The 19,100-nt window shown below is 71.7% G+C and carries 13 protein-coding genes; all 13 read left to right on the top strand.

Features of this window, described 5'->3' with window-relative positions:
* Positions 1 to 109: 109 nt before the first annotated feature.
* The 13 genes from folC (at position 110) to IF02_RS0121570 (ending at position 18,961) form a co-directional block, all read left to right on the top strand.
* The gene (gene folC, locus IF02_RS0121630; protein ID WP_030159367.1) at positions 110 to 1,639 is read left to right on the top strand and encodes a bifunctional tetrahydrofolate synthase/dihydrofolate synthase; all 1,530 of its coding nucleotides are present in this window, start codon (positions 110 to 112) and stop codon (positions 1,637 to 1,639) included.
* 3 nt (positions 1,640 to 1,642) lie between these two features.
* Positions 1,643 to 2,011, top strand: a complete 369-nt coding sequence (locus tag IF02_RS0121625; protein ID WP_030159365.1) for a DUF4233 domain-containing protein — start codon at positions 1,643 to 1,645, stop codon at positions 2,009 to 2,011.
* Between the two features lie 114 nt (positions 2,012 to 2,125).
* The gene (ndk, locus tag IF02_RS0121620; RefSeq protein WP_030159364.1) at positions 2,126 to 2,536 is read left to right on the top strand and encodes a nucleoside-diphosphate kinase; all 411 of its coding nucleotides are present in this window, start codon (positions 2,126 to 2,128) and stop codon (positions 2,534 to 2,536) included.
* A gap of 295 nt (positions 2,537 to 2,831) precedes the next feature.
* Positions 2,832 to 3,851 carry a rod shape-determining protein gene (locus IF02_RS0121615; RefSeq protein WP_008738981.1) on the top strand — a complete coding sequence of 340 codons (1,020 nt, stop codon included), beginning with the start codon at positions 2,832 to 2,834 and terminating at the stop codon, positions 3,849 to 3,851.
* A 127-nt stretch (positions 3,852 to 3,978) separates the two neighbouring features.
* Positions 3,979 to 4,923, top strand: a complete 945-nt coding sequence (gene mreC / locus IF02_RS0121610; protein WP_030159362.1) for a rod shape-determining protein MreC — start codon at positions 3,979 to 3,981, stop codon at positions 4,921 to 4,923.
* A gap of 12 nt (positions 4,924 to 4,935) precedes the next feature.
* Complete coding sequence (gene mreD / locus IF02_RS0121605) at positions 4,936 to 5,640, top strand: rod shape-determining protein MreD (RefSeq protein ID WP_030159360.1); 705 nt, start codon at positions 4,936 to 4,938, stop codon at positions 5,638 to 5,640.
* 13 nt (positions 5,641 to 5,653) lie between these two features.
* Positions 5,654 to 7,831, top strand: a complete 2,178-nt coding sequence (gene mrdA, locus IF02_RS0121600; RefSeq protein WP_030159359.1) for a penicillin-binding protein 2 — start codon at positions 5,654 to 5,656, stop codon at positions 7,829 to 7,831.
* A gap of 14 nt (positions 7,832 to 7,845) precedes the next feature.
* Entirely contained in the window at positions 7,846 to 9,045 is a 1,200-nt protein-coding gene (gene rodA, locus IF02_RS0121595) for a rod shape-determining protein RodA (RefSeq protein ID WP_030159357.1), read from the top strand.
* 81 nt (positions 9,046 to 9,126) lie between these two features.
* Positions 9,127 to 10,650 (top strand): CYTH and CHAD domain-containing protein, encoded by a 1,524-nt coding sequence (locus IF02_RS0121590; RefSeq protein ID WP_030159355.1) that lies wholly within the window; start codon positions 9,127 to 9,129, stop codon positions 10,648 to 10,650.
* Between the two features lie 80 nt (positions 10,651 to 10,730).
* Positions 10,731 to 12,656: a TIGR03960 family B12-binding radical SAM protein gene (locus IF02_RS0121585; protein WP_030159354.1), complete on the top strand. Its 1,926-nt coding sequence runs from the start codon at positions 10,731 to 10,733 to the stop codon at positions 12,654 to 12,656.
* A 63-nt stretch (positions 12,657 to 12,719) separates the two neighbouring features.
* Positions 12,720 to 13,802: a hypothetical protein gene (locus tag IF02_RS0121580; protein ID WP_051696429.1), complete on the top strand. Its 1,083-nt coding sequence runs from the start codon at positions 12,720 to 12,722 to the stop codon at positions 13,800 to 13,802.
* A 128-nt stretch (positions 13,803 to 13,930) separates the two neighbouring features.
* Positions 13,931 to 14,710: a TIGR03936 family radical SAM-associated protein gene (locus IF02_RS0121575; protein ID WP_030159350.1), complete on the top strand. Its 780-nt coding sequence runs from the start codon at positions 13,931 to 13,933 to the stop codon at positions 14,708 to 14,710.
* Between the two features lie 234 nt (positions 14,711 to 14,944).
* Entirely contained in the window at positions 14,945 to 18,961 is a 4,017-nt protein-coding gene (locus IF02_RS0121570; RefSeq protein WP_030159349.1) for an Rne/Rng family ribonuclease, read from the top strand.
* Positions 18,962 to 19,100: the final 139 nt, after the last annotated feature.

The raw sequence follows: 19,100 nt of genomic DNA, 5'->3' as shown, positions 1-19,100 counted from the left end.
CTATCTCCTGCCCGCAAGGCTTGCATAACGATCCGGTCGCAGCGGCCGCCGAACGTCCCGAAACGGCCGGGTCGAAAGTCCCCGGGCCCCCCGTCCGTAGACTGGGCCCGTGAGTGAGCAGCAGCCCGAGAGCAACGGACCCGACGACCGCGACGAGACCACGGAGGTCTTCGAACGGATCGTGGCCGAAGAGTCCGACCGCGACCCCGACCTGGCGGTGATCGAGGCCGGCAGCCGCACCCTGCGCGCCCAGGCCGGACCGCCCCAGGGAGACCCGGTACCGTCACAGCCCCTCGACCCGGAGGTGGCGCGGGCGCTCCAGGAGGTGGAGCAGGAGCTCTCCACCCGCTGGGGCGAGACCAAGCTGGAGCCGTCCGTCACGCGGATCGCCGCGCTGATGGACGTCCTGGGCGAACCGCAGCACGCGTACCCCTCCATCCACGTGACCGGCACCAACGGCAAGACCAGCACCGCCCGCATGATCGAGGCCCTGCTGAACGCCTTCGAGCTGCGCACCGGCCGCTACACCAGCCCGCACGTGCAGTCGGTCACCGAGCGGATCAGCCTCGACGGGGCCCCGATCAGCGCAGAGCGCTTCATCGAGACGTACTACGACATCAAGCCGTACGTGGAGATGGTCGACGCCGCGGAGGAGTTCCGGCTGTCCTTCTTCGAGGTGCTCACCGGCATGGCGTACGCGGCCTTCGCGGACGCCCCGGTCGACGTGGCCGTCGTCGAGGTCGGCATGGGCGGCACCTGGGACGCGACCAACGTGATCGACGGCGCGGTCGCGGTGGTCACCCCGATCAGCCTGGACCACACGGACCGGCTCGGCGCGACCCCCGGCGACATCGCCCAGGAGAAGGGCGGCGTCATCAAGCAGGACGCCACCGTGATCCTGGCGCAGCAGCCGGTGGACGCGGCGCAGGTGCTGCTGAAGAAGGCCGTCGAGGTCGACGCGACGGTGGCCCGCGAGGGCATGGAGTTCGGCATCGTGTCGCGCGAGGTGGCGGTCGGCGGGCAGATGCTGACGCTGCGCGGCGTGGGCGGCGAGTACGACGGCATCTTCCTGCCGCTGTACGGGGCGCACATGGCGCACAACGCGGCGGTGGCGCTGGCGGCGGTCGAGGCCTTCTTCGGGGTCGGCGCGGAGCAGTCGCGGGAGCTGGACCTGGAGACCGTACGCAGGGCCTTCGCCTCGGTGACCTCGCCGGGCCGGATGGAGGTCGTACGGCGCAGCCCGACGGTGGTCCTGGACGCGGCGCACAACCCGGCGGGCGCGCAGGTCACGGCGGAGGCGGTGACCGAGGCCTTCGGGTTCAGCCGGCTGATCGGGGTCATGGCCGCGAGCGAGGGCAAGGACGTCAAGGGGGTCCTGGAGGCCTTCGAGCCGATCTTCGCGGAGATCGTCGTCACGGAGAACTCCAGCCACCGGGCGATGACCGCGGACGCGCTGGCGGCCGTGGCGGTCGAGGTCTTCGGGCCGGACCGGGTACAGGTGGAGCCGCGGCTGGACGACGCCCTGGAGGCGGCGATCACCCTCGCGGAGGAAGAGGCCGAATACGGAGGGGCCGGGGTCCTGGTGACCGGTTCCGTGATCACGGTGGGCGAGGCCCGCCTGCTGCTGAAGAGGGGCTGAGGGATGCGCACGCTGTGTGCTTCGACGCTGATCGGCGAGTTCTTCGTGATCGGTTTCGCGGGGCTGGTGGCCATGAAGAACCCGGAGCTGACCCAGGCCACGGTGTGGACGGTCTGCGGGATCGCCATGCTGCTGTCGGTGCTGCTGTGCGGGATGCTGTCACGTCCGGGCGCGGTCCAGATCGGCTGGGCGCTGCAGATCGGGCTGATCCTGAGCGGGTTCGTCGTCCCGATGATGTTCTTCCTCGGCGCGGTGTTCGCGGGGCTGTGGTGGTGCTCGGTGCACTACGGCGCCAAGATCGACGCGGCCAAGGCCCGCTGGGCGGCCCAGAGCGAGGCCCAGAGCGAGGCCCAGAGCGAGGCCCGGGCCTGAGGCCGGTCCCGGCCGCGGCCCCCGGCCGCCGGGGGCACGGGGCTCCGCGCAGGGGCCCCGCTGACTCCCTGTAGCCTCGTCGGACCGCACCCGTATGCCGCAAGGAGCCGCAACATGACCCAGCGCACGCTCGTCATCCTCAAGCCCGACGCCGTCCGTCGAGGCCTGATCGGCGAGATCATCGGCCGCATCGAGCGGAAGGCCGGCTGGACCGTTCCCGCACTGGAGCTGCGCACGCTGGACCAGGAGACCCTGGAGGCCCACTACGGTGAGCACAAGGGCAAGCCCTTCTACGAGCCCCTCATGGGCTTCATGGCGAGCGGCCCGGTCGTGGTCCTCGTGGTGGAAGGGGAACGCGTGATCGAGGGTGTCCGCCAGTTGGCCGGACCCACTGACCCGATCGCCGCCGCGCCCGGCTCCATCCGGGGGGATTTCGGTACCATCACCCGGGAGAACCTGATCCACGCCTCGGACTCCGAGGAGTCCGCCGAGCGCGAGCTGAAGCTGTTCTTCCCCTCCCTCTGATGAGTCCTTCCTGACGCAACATCAGCCGAATAGCGCTCATGACCTGGGGCGACCGAAGTAATTTCGGTCGCCCTTCGGTATTGCCGGGCGAGAGCGGGAACGCATGTGCAGGACACGTCGTCACCACTAGGGGGCGGGTTTCCGTTCCGGCGGGATTGCCGGAGTCCCGTCGCGCGGTGTTCGTACTTGCGGCATTACGATGGGGCCTCCACCCACACACCCACCTCGCCGACCTGACAGCAGCCGCTATCAACTGGAAGGCCAGACGCTCCTCATGGGGAACAAGGGGAACAACATGTCGTTCATCGGCCGTGACATGGCGATCGACCTCGGGACCGCCAACACGCTGGTGTACGTGAGGGGCCGGGGGATCGTCCTGAACGAGCCGTCCGTGGTCGCCATCAACACGAACACCGGCGGCATTCTGGCGGTCGGCTCCGAGGCGAAGAAGATGATCGGCCGGACGCCCGGCAACATCGTCGCCGTACGGCCCCTCAAGGACGGCGTGATCGCCGACTTCGAGATCACCGAGCGTATGCTCCGGTACTTCATCCTCAAGATCCACAAGCGCCGCTACCTGGCCCGTCCGCGCGTCGTGGTCTGCGTCCCCTCCGGCATCACCGGAGTGGAGCGCCGCGCCGTCATCGAGGCGTCCACGCAGGCCGGCGCCCGCCAGGTGCACATCATCGAGGAGCCCATGGCCGCCGCCATCGGCTCGGGCCTGCCCGTCCACGAGGCCACCGGCAACATGGTCGTGGACATCGGCGGCGGCACCACCGAGGTCGCCGTCATCTCCCTCGGCGGAATCGTCACGGCGCAGTCCATCCGGGTGGCCGGCGACGAGCTCGACAACGCGATCATCCAGCACATCAAGAAGGAGTACTCGCTCCTCCTCGGCGAGCGCACCGCCGAGCAGATCAAGATCACCATCGGGTCGGCATACGACCTCGACAAGGACGAGCACACCGAGATCCGCGGCCGGGACCTGGTCTCCGGCCTCCCGAAGACGGTCGTGATCTCCGCCGCCGAGGTCCGCAAGGCCATCGAGGAGCCGGTCAACGCCATTGTCGACGCGGTCAAGACGACCCTAGACAAGTGCCCGCCCGAGCTCTCCGGCGACATCATGGACCGCGGCATCGTGCTGACCGGCGGCGGCGCCCTGCTGCGCGGCCTCGACGAGCGGCTGCGCCGCGAGACGGGCATGCCGATCCACATCGCCGAGGACCCGCTCGACTCCGTCGCCCTCGGCTCCGGCAAGTGCGTGGAGGAGTTCGAAGCGCTCCAGCAGGTTCTGGACGCCCAGCCCCGGCGCTGATAAAGACCCCCCTCCGGGGGTCATGCGGAACACAAGGATCCGCCGTACGGGTGCTGCCGCGCCCGTGCGGCGGATCGTTGATATACAGACGAAGAAGTTTCCGACGAGGAAGGCACGGCCGCCGCACGTGAGGGACACACGAGAAAGCCGGCTGCTCCTGGTGCTCCTGATCGCCATCGCGTTCGCATTGATCACGGTGGACATCAGGGCAGGCGAGGAGTCTCCGGTCGACGGCGCCCGGCAGGCCGCCGCAGCGGTCTTCGGCCCGGTCGAGAAGAGCGTCGCGACCGCGGTCGACCCCGTCGCCAACGCCATGGGGGCCGTACGGGACTCCGGCGAACGCCACAACCGCATCGCCACGCTGGAGCGCGAGAACGCCGCCCTGAAGGCGAAGCTGGGCAGCGACGACCAGACCCGCAGCCGGATCCACGAGCTCGACGAGATGCTCAAGCGGGCCGGCGCCGGGCAGTACGGCATCAAGGGCGCCGAGGTCATCGCCATAGGAGCGGCCCAGGGCTTCTCCTGGACCGTCACCATCGACGCGGGCAGCAAGGACGGCATCGAGCGGGACATGACCGTGCTCAACGGGGAAGGACTCGTCGGCCGGGTCGCCACCGTGGGCCCCGACACCGCCACGGTCGTCCTCGCCAACGACCCCGACTTCACCGTCGGCACCCGCCTGGAGAAGACCGGCGAGCTCGGCTTCGCCACGGGCCAGGGCGACCGCGCCCTGTCCGTCCAGATGCTCAACGGCAAGGCCAAGGTCAGCCCCGGCGACCGGCTCGTCACCTTCGGCTCCCGCGGCAACAAGCCGTTCGTGCCCGGAGTCCCGATCGGCGAGGTCGTCAAGGTCGACCCCTCGCGCGGCGACCTGACCCGCACCATCTGGGTCCGCCCGTTCGTCGGCTTCTCGCGCCTGGACATCGTCGGCGTCGTCGTCATGCCGCCGCGCGAGGACCCGCGCGACGCCGTACTGCCCCCCAAGCCCGAGGTGAAGCCCACCCCGACGGTCACGGTCACGGTCACCCCGTCCCCGTCCGCCGCAGTGTCCGGCAAGCCGGCCGACGAGTAGGAGCTGACCGTCATGCGCTTCAACCGGATCCTGCTCTCGGCCACGCTCATCGTGGTCGCCCTCGTCGTCCAGGTCTCCGTCCTGGGCCGGCTGCAACTGCCCGGCGCCGTACCCGACCTGGTCCTGCTCACCGTCGTCGCCCTCGCCCTCGTGTACGGGCACCTCAGCGGCGCCCTCATCGGCTTCGCCGCCGGACTCCTCGCCGACCTGGCCCCGCCCGCCGACCACGCCGCCGGGCGGTACGCGCTCGTGCTCTGCGTCATCGGGTACGCCGCCGGGCTGGCCCGCCCCGACTCCGGGCGGTTCCGCTCCGCCTGGGGCCCGATGATGACCGTCGTCGGCGCCGCGATCGGCTCCACGCTGCTCTACGCCGGGGTGGGCGCCCTCGTGGGCGACACGGCCGCCCGCCACGTCGGGCTCACCGGGCTGCTGTTCACCGCGACCCTCTACGACCTGCTGCTCGCCCCGTTCACCGTGCCGTTCATCATGGCGCTGGCCCGGCGGGCCGAGAACGACCCGATGGCCGTCGAGGCGAACGGCGGCCCGGCCAAGGCCGCCGACGTGTCCTCCGGCTGGCTCGCCGGCGGCACCGGCCTGCGCATCGGCAGCCAGCGCGGCGGCCTGCGTCGGGGGCTCGCGCGCGGCCGCGCCAACAAGGCCGGCCGGATAAAGGGCGTCAAGGGAATCAAGGGTGTGAAGAGCGTCAAGAAGCTGTGACGGAGGAGCAGACGTGACCAATGTTCCGGAGACCGGTCGCACCCCCCGCGTGCAGATCCGGCTGATGATGATCCAGGTCCTCGTCTTCTCGACGCTGTTCACCCTCGGCGGCCGGCTCTGGTTCCTCCAGATCCGCGACGGCGCGGAGTATTACCACGAGGCGAAGAGCAACCACGTCCAGCGGGTCGTCCAGCCGGCAGTGCGCGGTTCGATCCTCGACGCCCGCGGGGTCCCGCTCGCCGACAACGAGACCCGCCTGGTCGTCTCCGCCAGCCGCACCAAGCTCATGAAGATGAAGGACAAGGGCAAGGACGTCATGACCCGCCTCGCCGACGTCCTGGACATGAGCCCCAAGGAGGTCATGGAGAAGGTCCGGCTCTGCGACTCCCAGACCCCCGCGCCCTGCTGGAACGGTTCCCCGTACCAGCCGATTCCGGTCACCCTCGAAGCCACCACGCAGCAGGCGCTGCAGCTGCGCGAACGCCCCGAGGAGTTCCCCGGCATCACCGCGGAGCCCACCGCCGTCCGCCGCTACCCGGCCCCCGGCGGGGCCCGCACCGCGCAGGTGCTCGGCTACCTCTCACCGGTCACCGACGACGAGATCCAGAAGGCCAAAGACACCGACTCGCCGCATCTGCGCTCCGATCAGGTCGGCCGCTCCGGGATCGAACGCACCTATGACAAGCAGTTGCGAGGCAAGGCGGAAGTCACCTCGTACGAAGTCGACAACCTCGGCCGGGTCATGGACCAGACCAAGTCCGACCCGGGCGTGGCCGGGGCCACCCTCATCACCAGCATCGACGCGCGGGTCCAGGCCGTCGCCGAGTACGAGCTCCAGCAGGCGATGAAGACCGTCCGCAACGAGACCGACAACATCACCGGCCGCAAGTACGAGGCCGACTCGGGCGCCGTCGTCGTCATGGAGGCCAAGACCGGCCGGGTCGTCGCGATGGCCTCCCAGCCCGACTACGACCCCAACGCCTGGGTCGGCGGTATCTCCGGCAAGGACTACGCCAGGCTCACCAGCAAGAACTCCAACTACCCGCTGCTGAACCGGGCCATCCAGGGCCAGGCCCCCGCCGGCTCCATCTTCAAGGTGGTGTCGGCGAGCGCGGCCGTGCGGGCCGGCTATGACTTCGACGGCAAGTACAACTGCAGCGCTTCCTACAACATGGGCGGCCGGAGCTTCGCGAACTTCGAGTCCAAGGGGCACGGCCCCATCACCCTGGGCGAAGCTCTCAAGTTCTCCTGCAACACCGTCTTCTACGCCCTCGGGCACAAGGAGTGGCAGCGCGACGGCGGCCTCAAGCCGAAGAAAGACGCCCACGACTGGTTCTACCGGACCGCCCGGGAGTTCGGACTCGGCGCCGAGACCCACATCGACCTGCCGAACGAGGTCACCGGACGTATCCCCGACCGCAGGTGGAAGCAGAGCTTCTGGAAAGCCAACAAGGACTCCTGGTGCAAGCAGGGCAAGAAGGGCGGTACCTACGTCGAGCAGATTGCCTACGAGAGCTGCCTCGAAGGCAATCAGCTGAAGGCCTACGACAGCATCAACTTCGCCATCGGGCAGGGCGACGTACTCGTCACCCCCATCCAGATGGCCACCATCTACTCCGCGATCAGCAACGGAGGCACCCTTTACGACCCCACGGTCGGCAAGGCCCTGATCAGTCCTGACGGCAAGCGCATCGAGATGGTCAAGCCGCAGTCCCACGGCAGGCTGCCGGTCGACGCCAAGACCATCGGCGACCTCGACAAGGGCCTGCGCTCGGTCGCCGAGCCGGGCGGCACCGCCGCCTGGCGGTTCATCGGCTGGCCGATGGACAAGATCCCGATGCACGCCAAGACCGGCACCGCCCAGGTGTACGGCAAGCAGACCACGTCCTGGCTGGCGACCTACACCAAGGACTTCACGATCGTCATGACGATCTCCCAGGGCGGCACCGGCTCCGGAGCCTCCGGCCCCGCGGTCCGCAACCTCTACAACGCCATCTACGGTCTCGACATGGAGGGCAAGCAGGACCTGAAGAAGGCCCTGCTGCTGGGACCGGAGACCAAACTGCCCAAGATCGACCCCGACGGCTCCATCGAATCCCCCGAGATCCGGCCGTACGTGCCACCGTCGCCGGAGGAGCCGGCCCCCGCGCTCGCCGGGCCGCCCGCCGCGTCCCCCGCACGGCCAGACTGAGGACCGAAACCGACATGCAGACCGCCAACAAGTTCTCCGTATCCCGGTACGCGCCCGAGCGCGGCGCGATGGCCAAGCTGACCTCGCGCGACTCGGTGCTGCGCCGGCTCGACTGGCCGATACTCCTCTCGGCGCTCGCCCTGTCCTTCATCGGCGCCCTGCTGGTGTGGTCGGCGACCCGCAACCGCACCCAGCTCAACCAGGGCGACCCGTACTACTTCCTGGTCCGGCACGCCCTGAACACCGGCATCGGCCTCGTGCTGATGATCGGCACCGTCTGGCTCGGCCACCGCACCCTGCGCGGCGCCGTGCCGGTCCTGTACGGGCTCTCCCTGGTGCTGATCCTGGCCGTGCTCACCCCGCTCGGCGCCACCATCAACGGCGCCCACGCGTGGATCGTGATCGGCGGCGGGTTCTCGCTCCAGCCCTCGGAGTTCGTGAAGATCACGATCATCCTGGTCATGGCCATGCTTCTGGCCACCCGGGTGGACGCGGGCGACCTCGTCCACCCCGACCACCGCACCGTGGTCAAGGCGCTGTGCCTGGCCGCCGCGCCGATGGGCATCGTCATGCTGATGCCCGACCTCGGCTCCGTCATGGTCATGGTCGTCATCGTGCTCGGCGTCCTGCTCGCCTCCGGCGCCTCCAACCGGTGGGTGGTGGGGCTGATGGGCTCCGGGGCGGCCGGGGCCGTCCTGATCTGGCAGCTCGGCGTGCTCGACGAGTACCAGATCAACCGCTTCGCGGCCTTCGCCAACCCCGAGCTCGACCCCGCCGGCGTCGGCTACAACACCAACCAGGCGCGGATCGCGATCGGCTCGGGCGGACTGACCGGCTCCGGGCTCTTCAAGGGCTCGCAGACCACCGGGCAGTTCGTGCCCGAGCAGCAGACCGACTTCGTCTTCACGGTGGCGGGGGAGGAGCTGGGCTTCCTCGGCGCCGGGCTGATCCTGGTCCTGCTCGGCATCATCCTCTGGCGGGCCTGCATGATCGCCCGGGAGACCACCGAGCTGTACGGGACGATCGTGTGCGCCGGGATCATCGCCTGGTTCGCCTTCCAGGCCTTCGAGAACATCGGGATGACCCTCGGGATCATGCCGGTGGCGGGGCTCCCACTGCCGTTCGTCTCCTACGGAGGCTCGTCCATGTTCGCGGTGTGGGTGGCGGTCGGACTGCTGCAGTCGATCAGGGTGCAACGGCCGATGTCGGCCTAGCGGGGCCGATCTTCGGCCGGTTCCGCCGTCGATTCTCCGTTCACCCTGCCGTGGTGATCCGTTCAGGACTAAGTTCAATGCATGGCGGACACGAAACGCGAGATCGAGCGCAAATTCGAGTTCACGACGAGCAAGGCCGCGCGCCGCGGAGTACCGGACCTGACCGGCACGGCCGCGATCGCGGCCGTCGCCGACCAGGGCACCGTCGACCTCGACGCGGTCTACTACGACACCCCCGACCAGCGGCTCGCCGCCGACGGCCTCACCCTCCGGCGGCGCACCGGCGGCGCGGACGCCGGCTGGCACCTCAAACTGCCCGTCTCCCCGGGCGTTCGCGACGAGGTCACCGCCCCCCTCAGCGACACCGTCCCGCGCGCCCTCGCCGCCCTCGTCCGCTCCCGGGTCCGCGACCTCGCCCTGGAACCCCAGGTCCGCCTGGTCTCCTCGCGCCGCGTGACCCACCTCCTCGACGCGGAGGGCGCCCTCCTCGCGGAGCTCTCCACCGACGCCGTCCGCGCCGAACGGGACGAGGCCGCCGCGGCCTGGACCGAGGTCGAGGTCGAACTCGCCGACGGCGTCGACCCCGCGCTCCTCGACGCCGTCGAGAAGAAGTTCGGCAAAGCGGGGCTCAAGGTCTCCGCCGCCCCCTCCAAACTCGCCCGCGCCCTCACCGAGACGGGCACCGCGCCGCCGGCCCGGCCCGGGCCCGCCGCAGCCGAGGGCACCGCGGGCGCGCTGGTCCTCTCGTACCTGCGCGAACAGCGCGACGCGCTCGTCGCCCAGGACCCCGCCGTCCGGCGCGGCCTGCCCGACTCCGTCCACCAGATGCGGATCGCCTGCCGCCGGATGCGCAGCGCCTTCAAGACGTACCGCAAGGTCCTCGACCGCGCCGCCACCGACCCGCTCGGCGAGGAGCTGCGCTGGCTGGCCGCCGAGCTCGGCCTCGACCGGGACCAGGAAGTCCTCTTCGACCGCATCCAGGCCCAGGTCAGCGAGCTCCCCCGCACCCTCGTGGTCGGGCCCGTCCGCGGCCGCCTGCGGACGTGGAACAACGCCCGCCGCTCGGCGACCCGGCGCCGCACGCTCGCCGCCCTCGACGCCAAGCGGTACGCGGCCCTGCTCGACGCCGTCGACGCACTGCTGGCCGACCCGCCCCTGCTCCCCGGCGCGGCCAAGCCGGCCGCCCGGGCCCTGCCCAAGGCCGTCCTCAAGGACTACGAACGGCTCGCCACCCGGGTCGCCGGCGCCCTCGACCTGGACCCGGGCGAACCCCGCGACCTGGCCCTCCACGAGGCCCGCAAGGCCGCCAAACGCGCCCGCTACGCGGCGGAGGCGGCCACCCCCGAGCTCGGCAAACCGGCAAAACAGCTGGCCAAGGCCATGAAATCGGTCCAGAGCCTGCTCGGTGACCACCAGGACAGCGTCGTCGCCCGCGAGGCCCTGCGCGGTCTCGGGGTCCAGGCGGCCGGAGCCGGGGAGTCCGCTTTCACCTGGGGCGTGCTCTACGCCCGTGAGGAAGCCCTGGCCGCACAGCGTGAGCGGGAGCTTCCGGACGTATGGGGGCAAGCCGCGTACCCCGTGCTCCGGGCGGAGCTCGGCCCCTAGGCGGCGATCACGGCGGCAGGAGGCGGCTGCGCCTCGGGTTACGCTTGAGAGTCGCCCCCTGCCAGCTTCACGAAAGTCGCGTGATGTCCGAGTCGGTCTTCCCACAGCTCGAAGCTCTGCTCCCGCATGTGCAGAAGCCCATCCAGTACGTCGGCGGTGAACTCAACTCCACCGTCAAGCCGTGGGATTCGTGTGACGTCCGCTGGGCGCTCATGTACCCGGACGCGTACGAGGTCGGGCTGCCCAACCAGGGCGTCATGATCCTGTACGAGGTGCTGAACGAGCGCGAGGGCGTGCTCGCGGAGCGCACCTACAGCGTGTGGCCGGACCTCGAAGAACTGATGCGCGAGCACAAGGTGCCGCAGTTCACCGTGGACAGCCACCGCCCCGTGGGCGCCTTCGACGTGTTCGGCCTGTCCTTCTCCACGGAGCTGGGCTACACCAACATGCTCACGGCGCTGGACCTGGCGGGCATCCCGCTGGAGGCCAGGAACCGTACGGTCGACCACCCCATCGTCCTCGCGGGCGGCCACGCTGCCTTCAACCCCGAGCCGATCGCGGAGTTCATCGACTGCGCGGTCATCGGCGACGGCGAGCAGGCCGTCCTCGACATGACCGAGATCATCCGCACGTGGAAGGCCGAGGGCCGACCGGGCGGGCGCGAGGAGGTCCTCCTGCGCCTGGCCAAGACCGGCCAGGTCTACGTGCCGGGCTTCTACGACGTCGACTACCTGCCCGACGGGCGCATCGCGCGCGTCGCGCCGAACAAGTCGGGCGTCCCGTACCGCGTGTCCAAGCACACGGTCATGGACCTCGACGAGTGGCCGTACCCGAAGCAGCCGCTGGTCCCGCTCGCCGAGACCGTCCACGAGCGGATGTCCGTCGAGATCTTCCGCGGCTGCACCCGCGGCTGCCGTTTCTGCCAGGCCGGCATGATCACGCGCCCCGTGCGGGAGCGAAGCATCACCGGCATCGGCGAGATGGTGGAGAAGGGCCTCAAGGCGACGGGCTTCGAGGAGGTCGGCCTCCTCTCGCTGTCCTCCGCGGACCACACCGAGATCGCCGAGATCGCCAAGGGCCTCGCGGACCGCTACACGGACGACAAGGTGGGCCTGTCCCTGCCGTCGACCCGCGTGGACGCGTTCAACGTGGACCTGGCGAACGAGCTGACCCGCAACGGGCGCCGCTCCGGTCTGACCTTCGCCCCCGAGGGCGGCTCCGAGCGCATGCGCAAGGTCATCAACAAGATGGTCTCGGAAGAGGACCTGATCCGGACGGTGGCCACCGCGTACGGCAACGGCTGGCGCCAGGTGAAGCTGTACTTCATGTGCGGCCTGCCGACCGAGACCGACGAGGACGTGCTCCAGATCGGCGACATGGCGGTCAACGTCATCGCCAAGGGCCGCGAGGTCTCCGGCCAGAACGACATCCGCTGCACGGTGTCGATCGGCGGATTCGTGCCGAAGCCGCACACCCCCTTCCAGTGGGCGCCGCAGCTGTCGGCCGAGGAGACGGACGCGCGCCTGGCGAAGCTGCGCGACAAGATCCGCGGTGACAAGAAGTACGGCCGCTCGATCGGCTTCCGCTACCACGACGGCAAGCCGGGCATCGTCGAGGGCCTCCTCTCGCGCGGCGACCGCCGCATCGGCGACGTCATCCGCGCCGTGTACGAGTCGGGCGGCCGTTTCGACGGCTGGCGCGAGCACTTCTCGTACGACCGCTGGATGCAGGCCGCGGAGAAGACGCTGCCGGCCTACGGCGTGGACGTGGCCTGGTACACCACGCGCGAGCGCACGTACGAGGAGGTCCTGCCCTGGGACCACCTGGACTCCGGTCTCGACAAGGACTGGCTCTGGGAGGACTGGCAGGACGCCCTCGACGAGACCGAGGTCGACGACTGCCGCTGGACCCCGTGCTTCGACTGCGGCGTCTGCCCCCAGATGGACACCCACATCCAGATCGGCCCCACCGGCAAGAAGCTCCTCCCCCTGACGGTGGTGAAGTAACCCTTGGGTCACGAGAGGCCCCCGCCCGCAACGGGTGGGGGCCTCTGCCGTGTCCTTGACTTCATGGAACTGGACGAACGGCCTCCCGGCGGCGGTGGCGACGGATGCCTGGTGGGGGTCATCAGGATCCCCGTCAAGATCGTCGCAGTACTCGTCATACTGCCCGTACGAGTGGTCTGGGAACTGCTCGTCGCCCTGGGCCGGGCCGCGCACCGGAACGTCCTCGGGCCGCTGTACGTCCACGTCGTCGAGCCGGCGCTGCGGGTGCTCGGCCGGGTGCTGGCCGTCCTGCTCAAGCTGGTCCTCGTCTGGCCGTGGGTCGGACTGTGGCGGTACGTGGTCACCCCGGTGGGGCGGGGTCTGGCATGGCTGGGCCGCGGCGCGTACGCGCACCTGCTCGCACCGGTCGGGCGGGTCCTGAGCGCCTACGTGTTCCGACCGCTCTGGGCAGCGCTGACCTGGGCCGGCCGGGGCGGGCTGCGGTACCTGCTCGCCCCGCTCGGCAAGGGGGTGGCGTGGGTCGCGTGGGCCCTGGCCATGCTGCTGTTCGTATGGCCGTGGGTCGGACTGTGGCGGTACGTGGTCGCGCCCGTCGGCCGCGGCCTCGCCCGGCTGGTCGAGGCGGCCTACCGGTACGTGCTCACCCCGCTCGGACACGGCCTCGCGTGGCTGGCCGCCGCGGTGTACCGGTACCTGCTGCGGCCGGTTGGGCTGGGCCTCGTATGGCTGGTGGTGGCGGTGTACCGGTACCTGCTGCGGCCCGTCGGGCTCGGCCTCGCCTGGCTGGCTGTCGCCCTGTACCGATATGTGCTCACCCCGCTCGGGCAGGTCCTCCTCTGGGCCTGGCACGTGGCCGGGCGGATCGCCGCAGCCCTGTGGCGCGGGCTCAAGTGGGTCGGCTGGGTACTGGTCGGCTGGCCCGCGGCGCAGGTGTACCGGCACGTGCTGACACCCGTCGGACATGTAGTACGCGACGTGTGGCGCAGCATCCGCACCACCGTCCGCGAGGTCCGGGCCGAGGTGCGAAGGGCGCTGTTCGGGGAGCCCGGCCGGGAACCGGCGAGGTCACAGGCGCGTACTCTGGGTAGTAAGACAGCCGGGACCGACACGCCCGCCCCCGAGCGCTCCCTGCACCAGCAGGGGTGAGCCGGAGGGCACGGCGTGGCCGCCGGCTCTCACCGGACCTCAGGGCGACGCGCGAGCCGCGGAGCCCCGCACAAGGAGAAGAACCACTGGGCAAGCGACAGCCCGAAGGCCCGCCCCCCGCACCGGTGGTGCAGCGCATCCGACTGCGCTACACCAAGCGCGGCCGCCTCCGGTTCACCAGCCACCGAGACTTCCAGCGCGCGTTCGAGCGGGCGCTGCGCCGCGCCGAGGTGCCCATGGCGTACTCGGCCGGCTTCACCCCGCACCCCCGCGTGTCGTACGCGAACGCAGCGCCGACCGGCACCGGCAGCGAGGCCGAGTACCTGGAGATCGCCCTCGCCGAGCCCCGCGACCCGGAGAAGCTCCGCGAGCTGCTCGACGAGTCGATGCCGCTCGGGCTCGACATCACCGAGGCCGTCGAGGCCCGTACCTCCGGGCTCGCCGACCGGCTGACCGCCTCCGTGTGGGAGCTGCGGCTGGAGGGCGTGGAGGGCGCCGACGCCCAGCGGGCGGTCGAGGCCTTCCTCGCCGCCGAGGCGGTGGAGGTGCAGCGCCGCACCAAGAACGGCATGCGCACCTTCGACACCCGCTCCGCCGTGGTCAGCCTCGAAGCGGTTCCCGCACCGGCTGATAGGACGCCGGACAATGCCTGTGCGATACTGCGGCTGGTTGTTCGGCATCTGACACCTGCCGTGCGACCCGACGACGTCCTGTCCGGTCTCCAAGCTGTGGCCGACCTGGCGCCGCCGGTCCCCGCAGCGGTGACCAGGCTGGCGCAGGGGCTCTTCGACGAGGAGTCCGGCACGGTGACCGACCCGCTCGCGCCCGACCGCGAGGCTGTCACGGCCGCCCCACCCACGGCCGCCGTAGCAGCCGACGCGAAGGCGCCGGAAGGTCCCGCCGCGTAGGGATCGTCGTCGTCGCGCAGCCCTGGCACTCGGGAGCCACCTGGGTCGGGCCGCGCACTGACCTGAAGACTTCCGCCAGGCCGTACGGACAAGACGTACGGAACCGGCGGCCATGGACCAGAGCTCCCGTGTGGCGAACGCGCCCCGGAGGCCGGATCCGCGCTGATCGCGCGGAACCGTGCCGGACCGGAAGTCAGCCGCGGCGCCCGGGAGCGTGACGGGAGAACCGCCCGCATGCTCAACAACGAAACCAACAACACCACCGGTGGCGCCGACAGCGGCAGCCCGAGCGACAACCTGCCTCCGCGCAGGCGTCGCCGTGCCGCGTCGCGACCGGCCGGACCGCCCGGTGCGACGGCCGTCGCACCCGCCGCGGTGACCGAGGCCGAGGCCGCTCCGGCCGCCCCCGCCGCCGAGGAGGCCGCTCCGGCCGCCGCCCCGGCCCGTACCCGCCGCCGCGCGACCCGCGCCGTGGCCGCCCCTGAGGCTCCGGCCGCCGCCGAGGCCGTCGTGGAGGCCGCTGCTCCGGCCGCTGCGGCTGCTGCTCCGGTTGCCGAGGAGCCCGCCGCTCCCGCGCCGCGTGCCCGCCGCCGTGCCACCCGCGCCGTCGCCGCTCCCGAGACCCCGGCCGCTGCCGCCGAGGCCGCTCCGGCCGCTCCGGCCGCCCCGGTTGCCGAGGAGCCCGCTGCTCCGGCGCCTCGTGCCCGCCGCCGTGCGACCCGCGCCGTCGCCGCTCCGGAGACCCCGGCCGCTGCGGCCGAGGTCGTCGTGGAGGCCGCCGCCCCGGCCGCTCCGGTTGTCGAGGAGGCCGCTGCTCCGGCGCCGCGTGCCCGCCGCCGTGCGACCCGCGCCGTCGCCGCTCCGGAGGCTCCGGCCGCCGCCGAGGCCGTCGTCGAGGTCGTGGAGGCCGCTGCCCCGGCCGCTCCGGTTGTTCCGGTTGCCGAGGAGGCCGCCGCTCCCGCGCCGCGTGCCCGCCGCCGTGCCACCCGCGCCGTGACCGCTCCCGAGGCGCCCGCCGCCGAGGCCGTCGTGGAGGAGCCCGCGCCGAAGGCCACCGTCACCGTGGCCGACGCCGTGGACTCCCCGAAGCGCGGCGGCCGCCGCCGCGCCACCCGCTCCGCCGCGTCCGCCGCCCCGGCCGCCGCGCCGGCGCAGCCCGCCGCGGAGGAGCCCGCCGCTCCGGCTCGTGGCCGTCGCGCCGTGCGCCCCGCCGTCGCCGTGTTCCAGGCTCCGGTGTTCGCCGAGCCGATGTTCCAGACCCCGGAGACCGCCGCCATGGCCGCCGCGGCCGCCGCCGCAGCCGTCGCGGCGGAAGAGGTCGAGGAAGAGGAAGAGCTCGAGGCCGAGGCCGAGGTCGTCCAGGCCCCCGCCGCGCAGCCGGCCGGCCGTCGCCGTCGCCGCGGCCGCGGTGCGGTCGAGGCCGCCCCGGTCGCCGAGTCCGCGCCGGTGTCCCTGGCCGACGTGGAGCGCGTCGAGGACGAGGCCGAGGCCGCCGAGCTCGACGAGGAGAACGCCGAGTTCGAAGAGGGCGACGAGTCGGGCGAGCGCCCGTCGCGCCGCCGCCGTCGCGGTGGCCGTCGCCGCCGCCGCGGTGAGGCCGCCGATCTCGACGAGTCCGCCGAGGAAGAGGCCGAGGCCGAGGCCTCCGAGCAGGAGGCGGGAGACGAAGAGGACTCCGCCGAGGAGGACGACGAGGAGACGGGGGCCCTGGGCTCCAGCTCCAGCCGTCGCCGCCGTCGCCGTCGCCGTCGCAGCGGTGACAGCGGTGCCGAGGGCGAAGCGGGCGAGGACGACGGCGTACGCACCGTCGTCAAGGTCCGCGAGCCGCGCCCGGCGCGCGAGAAGGCCGAGCCGTCCGACGAGGTGCAGTCCATCAAGGGCTCGACCCGTCTGGAGGCGAAGAAGCAGCGCCGCCGCGAGGGCCGCGAGCAGGGCCGCCGCCGCGTCCCGATCATCACCGAGGCCGAGTTCCTGGCCCGCCGTGAGGCCGTCGAGCGCGTGATGGTCGTCCGCCAGGCCGGCGAGCGCACCCAGATCGGCGTCCTCGAGGACAACGTGCTCGTCGAGCACTACGTCAACAAGGAAGAAGCCACCTCGTACGTCGGCAACGTCTACCTGGGCAAGGTCCAGAACGTGCTGCCGTCGATGGAGGCCGCCTTCATCGACATCGGCAAGGGCCGCAACGCGGTCCTGTACGCCGGCGAGGTCAACTTCGAGGCGCTCGGCATGGCCAACGGGCCGCGCCGCATCGAGTCCGCCCTCAAGTCCGGCCAGTCGGTCCTGGTGCAGGTCACCAAGGACCCGATCGGCCACAAGGGCGCCCGCCTGACCAGCCAGGTCTCGCTGCCCGGCCGCTACCTGGTCTACGTGCCCGAGGGCTCGATGACCGGTATCAGCCGCAAGCTGCCCGACACCGAGCGCGCCCGCCTGAAGACCATCCTCAAGAAGATCGTCCCCGAGGACGCGGGCGTCATCGTGCGCACCGCCGCCGAGGGTGCGAGCGAGGACGAGCTGCGCCGCGACGTCGAGCGCCTGCAGGCCCAGTGGGAGGACATCCAGAAGAAGTCGAAGCAGATCTCGACCTCTTCGCCGAGCCTGCTGTACGGCGAGCCGGACATGACCGTCCGCGTCGTGCGCGACATCTTCAACGAGGACTTCTCGAAGGTCATCGTCAGCGGTGACACCGCCTGGGAGACCATCCACGGCTACGTGAACCACGTGGCCCCGGACCTGGCCGACCGGCTGTCGCGCTGGACCTCCGAGGTCGACGTCTTCGCGACGTACCGGATCGACGAACAGCTCGCCAAGGCGCTCGACCGCAAGGTGTGGCTGCCCTCGGGCGGCTCCCTGGTGATCGACAAGACCGAGGCGATGATCGTCATCGACGTCAACACCGGCAAGTTCACCGGTCAGGGCGGCAACCTCGAAGAGACCGTCACCAGGAACAACCTGGAGGCGGCCGAGGAGATCGTGCGCCAGCTGCGGCTGCGCGACCTCGGCGGCATCGTCGTCATCGACTTCATCGACATGGTCCTGGAGTCCAACCGCGACCTGGTCCTGCGGCGGATGCTGGAGTGCCTGGGCCGCGACCGTACGAAGCACCAGGTCGCCGAGGTGACCTCGCTGGGCCTGGTCCAGATGACCCGCAAGCGGGTGGGCCAGGGTCTGCTGGAGTCCTTCTCCGAGACCTGCGTCCACTGCAACGGGCGCGGTGTGATCGTGCACATGGAGACGCCGACCGCGGTCGGCGGCGGTGGCAACGGCAAGCGCGCCAAGCGTCGCGGTGGCCGCGGCCACGAGCACGACCACGAGATTGAGGGCGTCGAGACGGTCGAGACCGTCGAGGTCCTCGAAGCCGAGACCGAGACCGAGGCCGAGGTGGCCGCCGAGCTCGCGGCGCCCGTGGCGCTGCCCGAGCCGGCGTTCGTCGCGGACGAGGAGCTCTACAGCAGCCCGGCGGAGGCGGAGGCCGCGGCCGGCCTGAGCGGCCGTCGCAACCGCCGCCGTGCCACCCGCAAGGCGACCGCCCCGGCGGGTGCCCCGCGCGGTGCGGCCGCCCCGGCGCCGGCCCCCGTGGTCGAGGCCGTGGCGGAGCCCGTCGTCGAGGCCGAGCCGGTGACCGAGCCGGCCGACACGGTGCTGGAGCCGGCCGCCGAGGTCGTCGCGGAGGCCGTGGAGGCCGCCGAGACGGTCGAGGCCGCGCCCAAGGGCCGGACCCGTCGCCGGGCCACCCGCAAGGCCACGGCCCCGGCCCCGGTGGCCGAGGCCGCCGCCGAGCCGGAGCCCGCCCCGGAGCCCGAGGCCGTCGTGGAGGCCCCGGTCGCCGAGCCCGTCGCCGAGGCGCCGGTCGAGGAGGCCCCCGCGGCCGAGGCCGCACCGGCCCGTCCCCGCCGCCGTGCCACCCGTAAGGCCACCGCACCCGCCGGCTCCCCGGCCGGCGCGGCGGAGGCTGCCGTCCTGGTCGTCGAGACCCCCGCCGCCGAGCCCGAGGCCGCCCCGGCCCCGGCCGAGGCAGTGGAGGCCCCCGAGGCCGAGGAGGCCGCCCCGGCGGCCAAGAAGGCGGTCCGCAAGACGGCCGCCAAGAAGGCCCCGGCGAAGAAGGCCACCGCCGCCAAGAAGGCGACGGCGGCCAAGAAGACCGTCGCGAAGAAGGCGACGGCCAAGAAGACCGTGGCGAAGCGGGCGACGAAGAAGACCGCGGCGGCGGAGCAGCAGTCGCTGCCCTCCGTCTCGGCTCCGACCGAAGCCTGATCCGCCGCACGGCCGTGGACCCCGCCCGGAGGCGGGGCCCACGGCCTGCGCGGGGCCCGGTTTGACCCTCCGGAACCGGCCCCGTAACCTAGACCGTCGGCATGTCCTAGATGGTTACGTCTAGTGCGCGTCGCGCTCC

Origin of the sequence: Streptomyces sp. NRRL S-244 (assembly GCF_000717915.1) — a bacterium.
Lineage (GTDB): Bacteria > Actinomycetota > Actinomycetes > Streptomycetales > Streptomycetaceae > Streptomyces.
The sequence above is the reverse complement of the archived record's forward strand: the minus strand, read 5'-3'. Positions and strand labels throughout refer to the sequence as shown.

Bases quoted from the DNA above. Each gene is read 5' to 3' on its own strand.
- IF02_RS0121625 (WP_030159365.1), top strand. From the start codon at position 1,643: ATGCGCACGCTGTGTGCTTCGACGCTGATCGGCGAGTTCTTCGTGATC.
- ndk (WP_030159364.1), top strand. From the start codon at position 2,126: ATGACCCAGCGCACGCTCGTCATCCTCAAGCCCGACGCCGTCCGTCGA.
- IF02_RS0121615 (WP_008738981.1), top strand. From the start codon at position 2,832: ATGTCGTTCATCGGCCGTGACATGGCGATCGACCTCGGGACCGCCAAC.
- mreD (WP_030159360.1), top strand. From the start codon at position 4,936: ATGCGCTTCAACCGGATCCTGCTCTCGGCCACGCTCATCGTGGTCGCC.
- rodA (WP_030159357.1), top strand. From the start codon at position 7,846: ATGCAGACCGCCAACAAGTTCTCCGTATCCCGGTACGCGCCCGAGCGC.
- IF02_RS0121590 (WP_030159355.1), top strand. From the start codon at position 9,127: ATGGCGGACACGAAACGCGAGATCGAGCGCAAATTCGAGTTCACGACG.
- IF02_RS0121580 (WP_051696429.1), top strand. From the start codon at position 12,720: ATGGAACTGGACGAACGGCCTCCCGGCGGCGGTGGCGACGGATGCCTG.
- IF02_RS0121570 (WP_030159349.1), top strand. From the start codon at position 14,945: ATGCTCAACAACGAAACCAACAACACCACCGGTGGCGCCGACAGCGGC.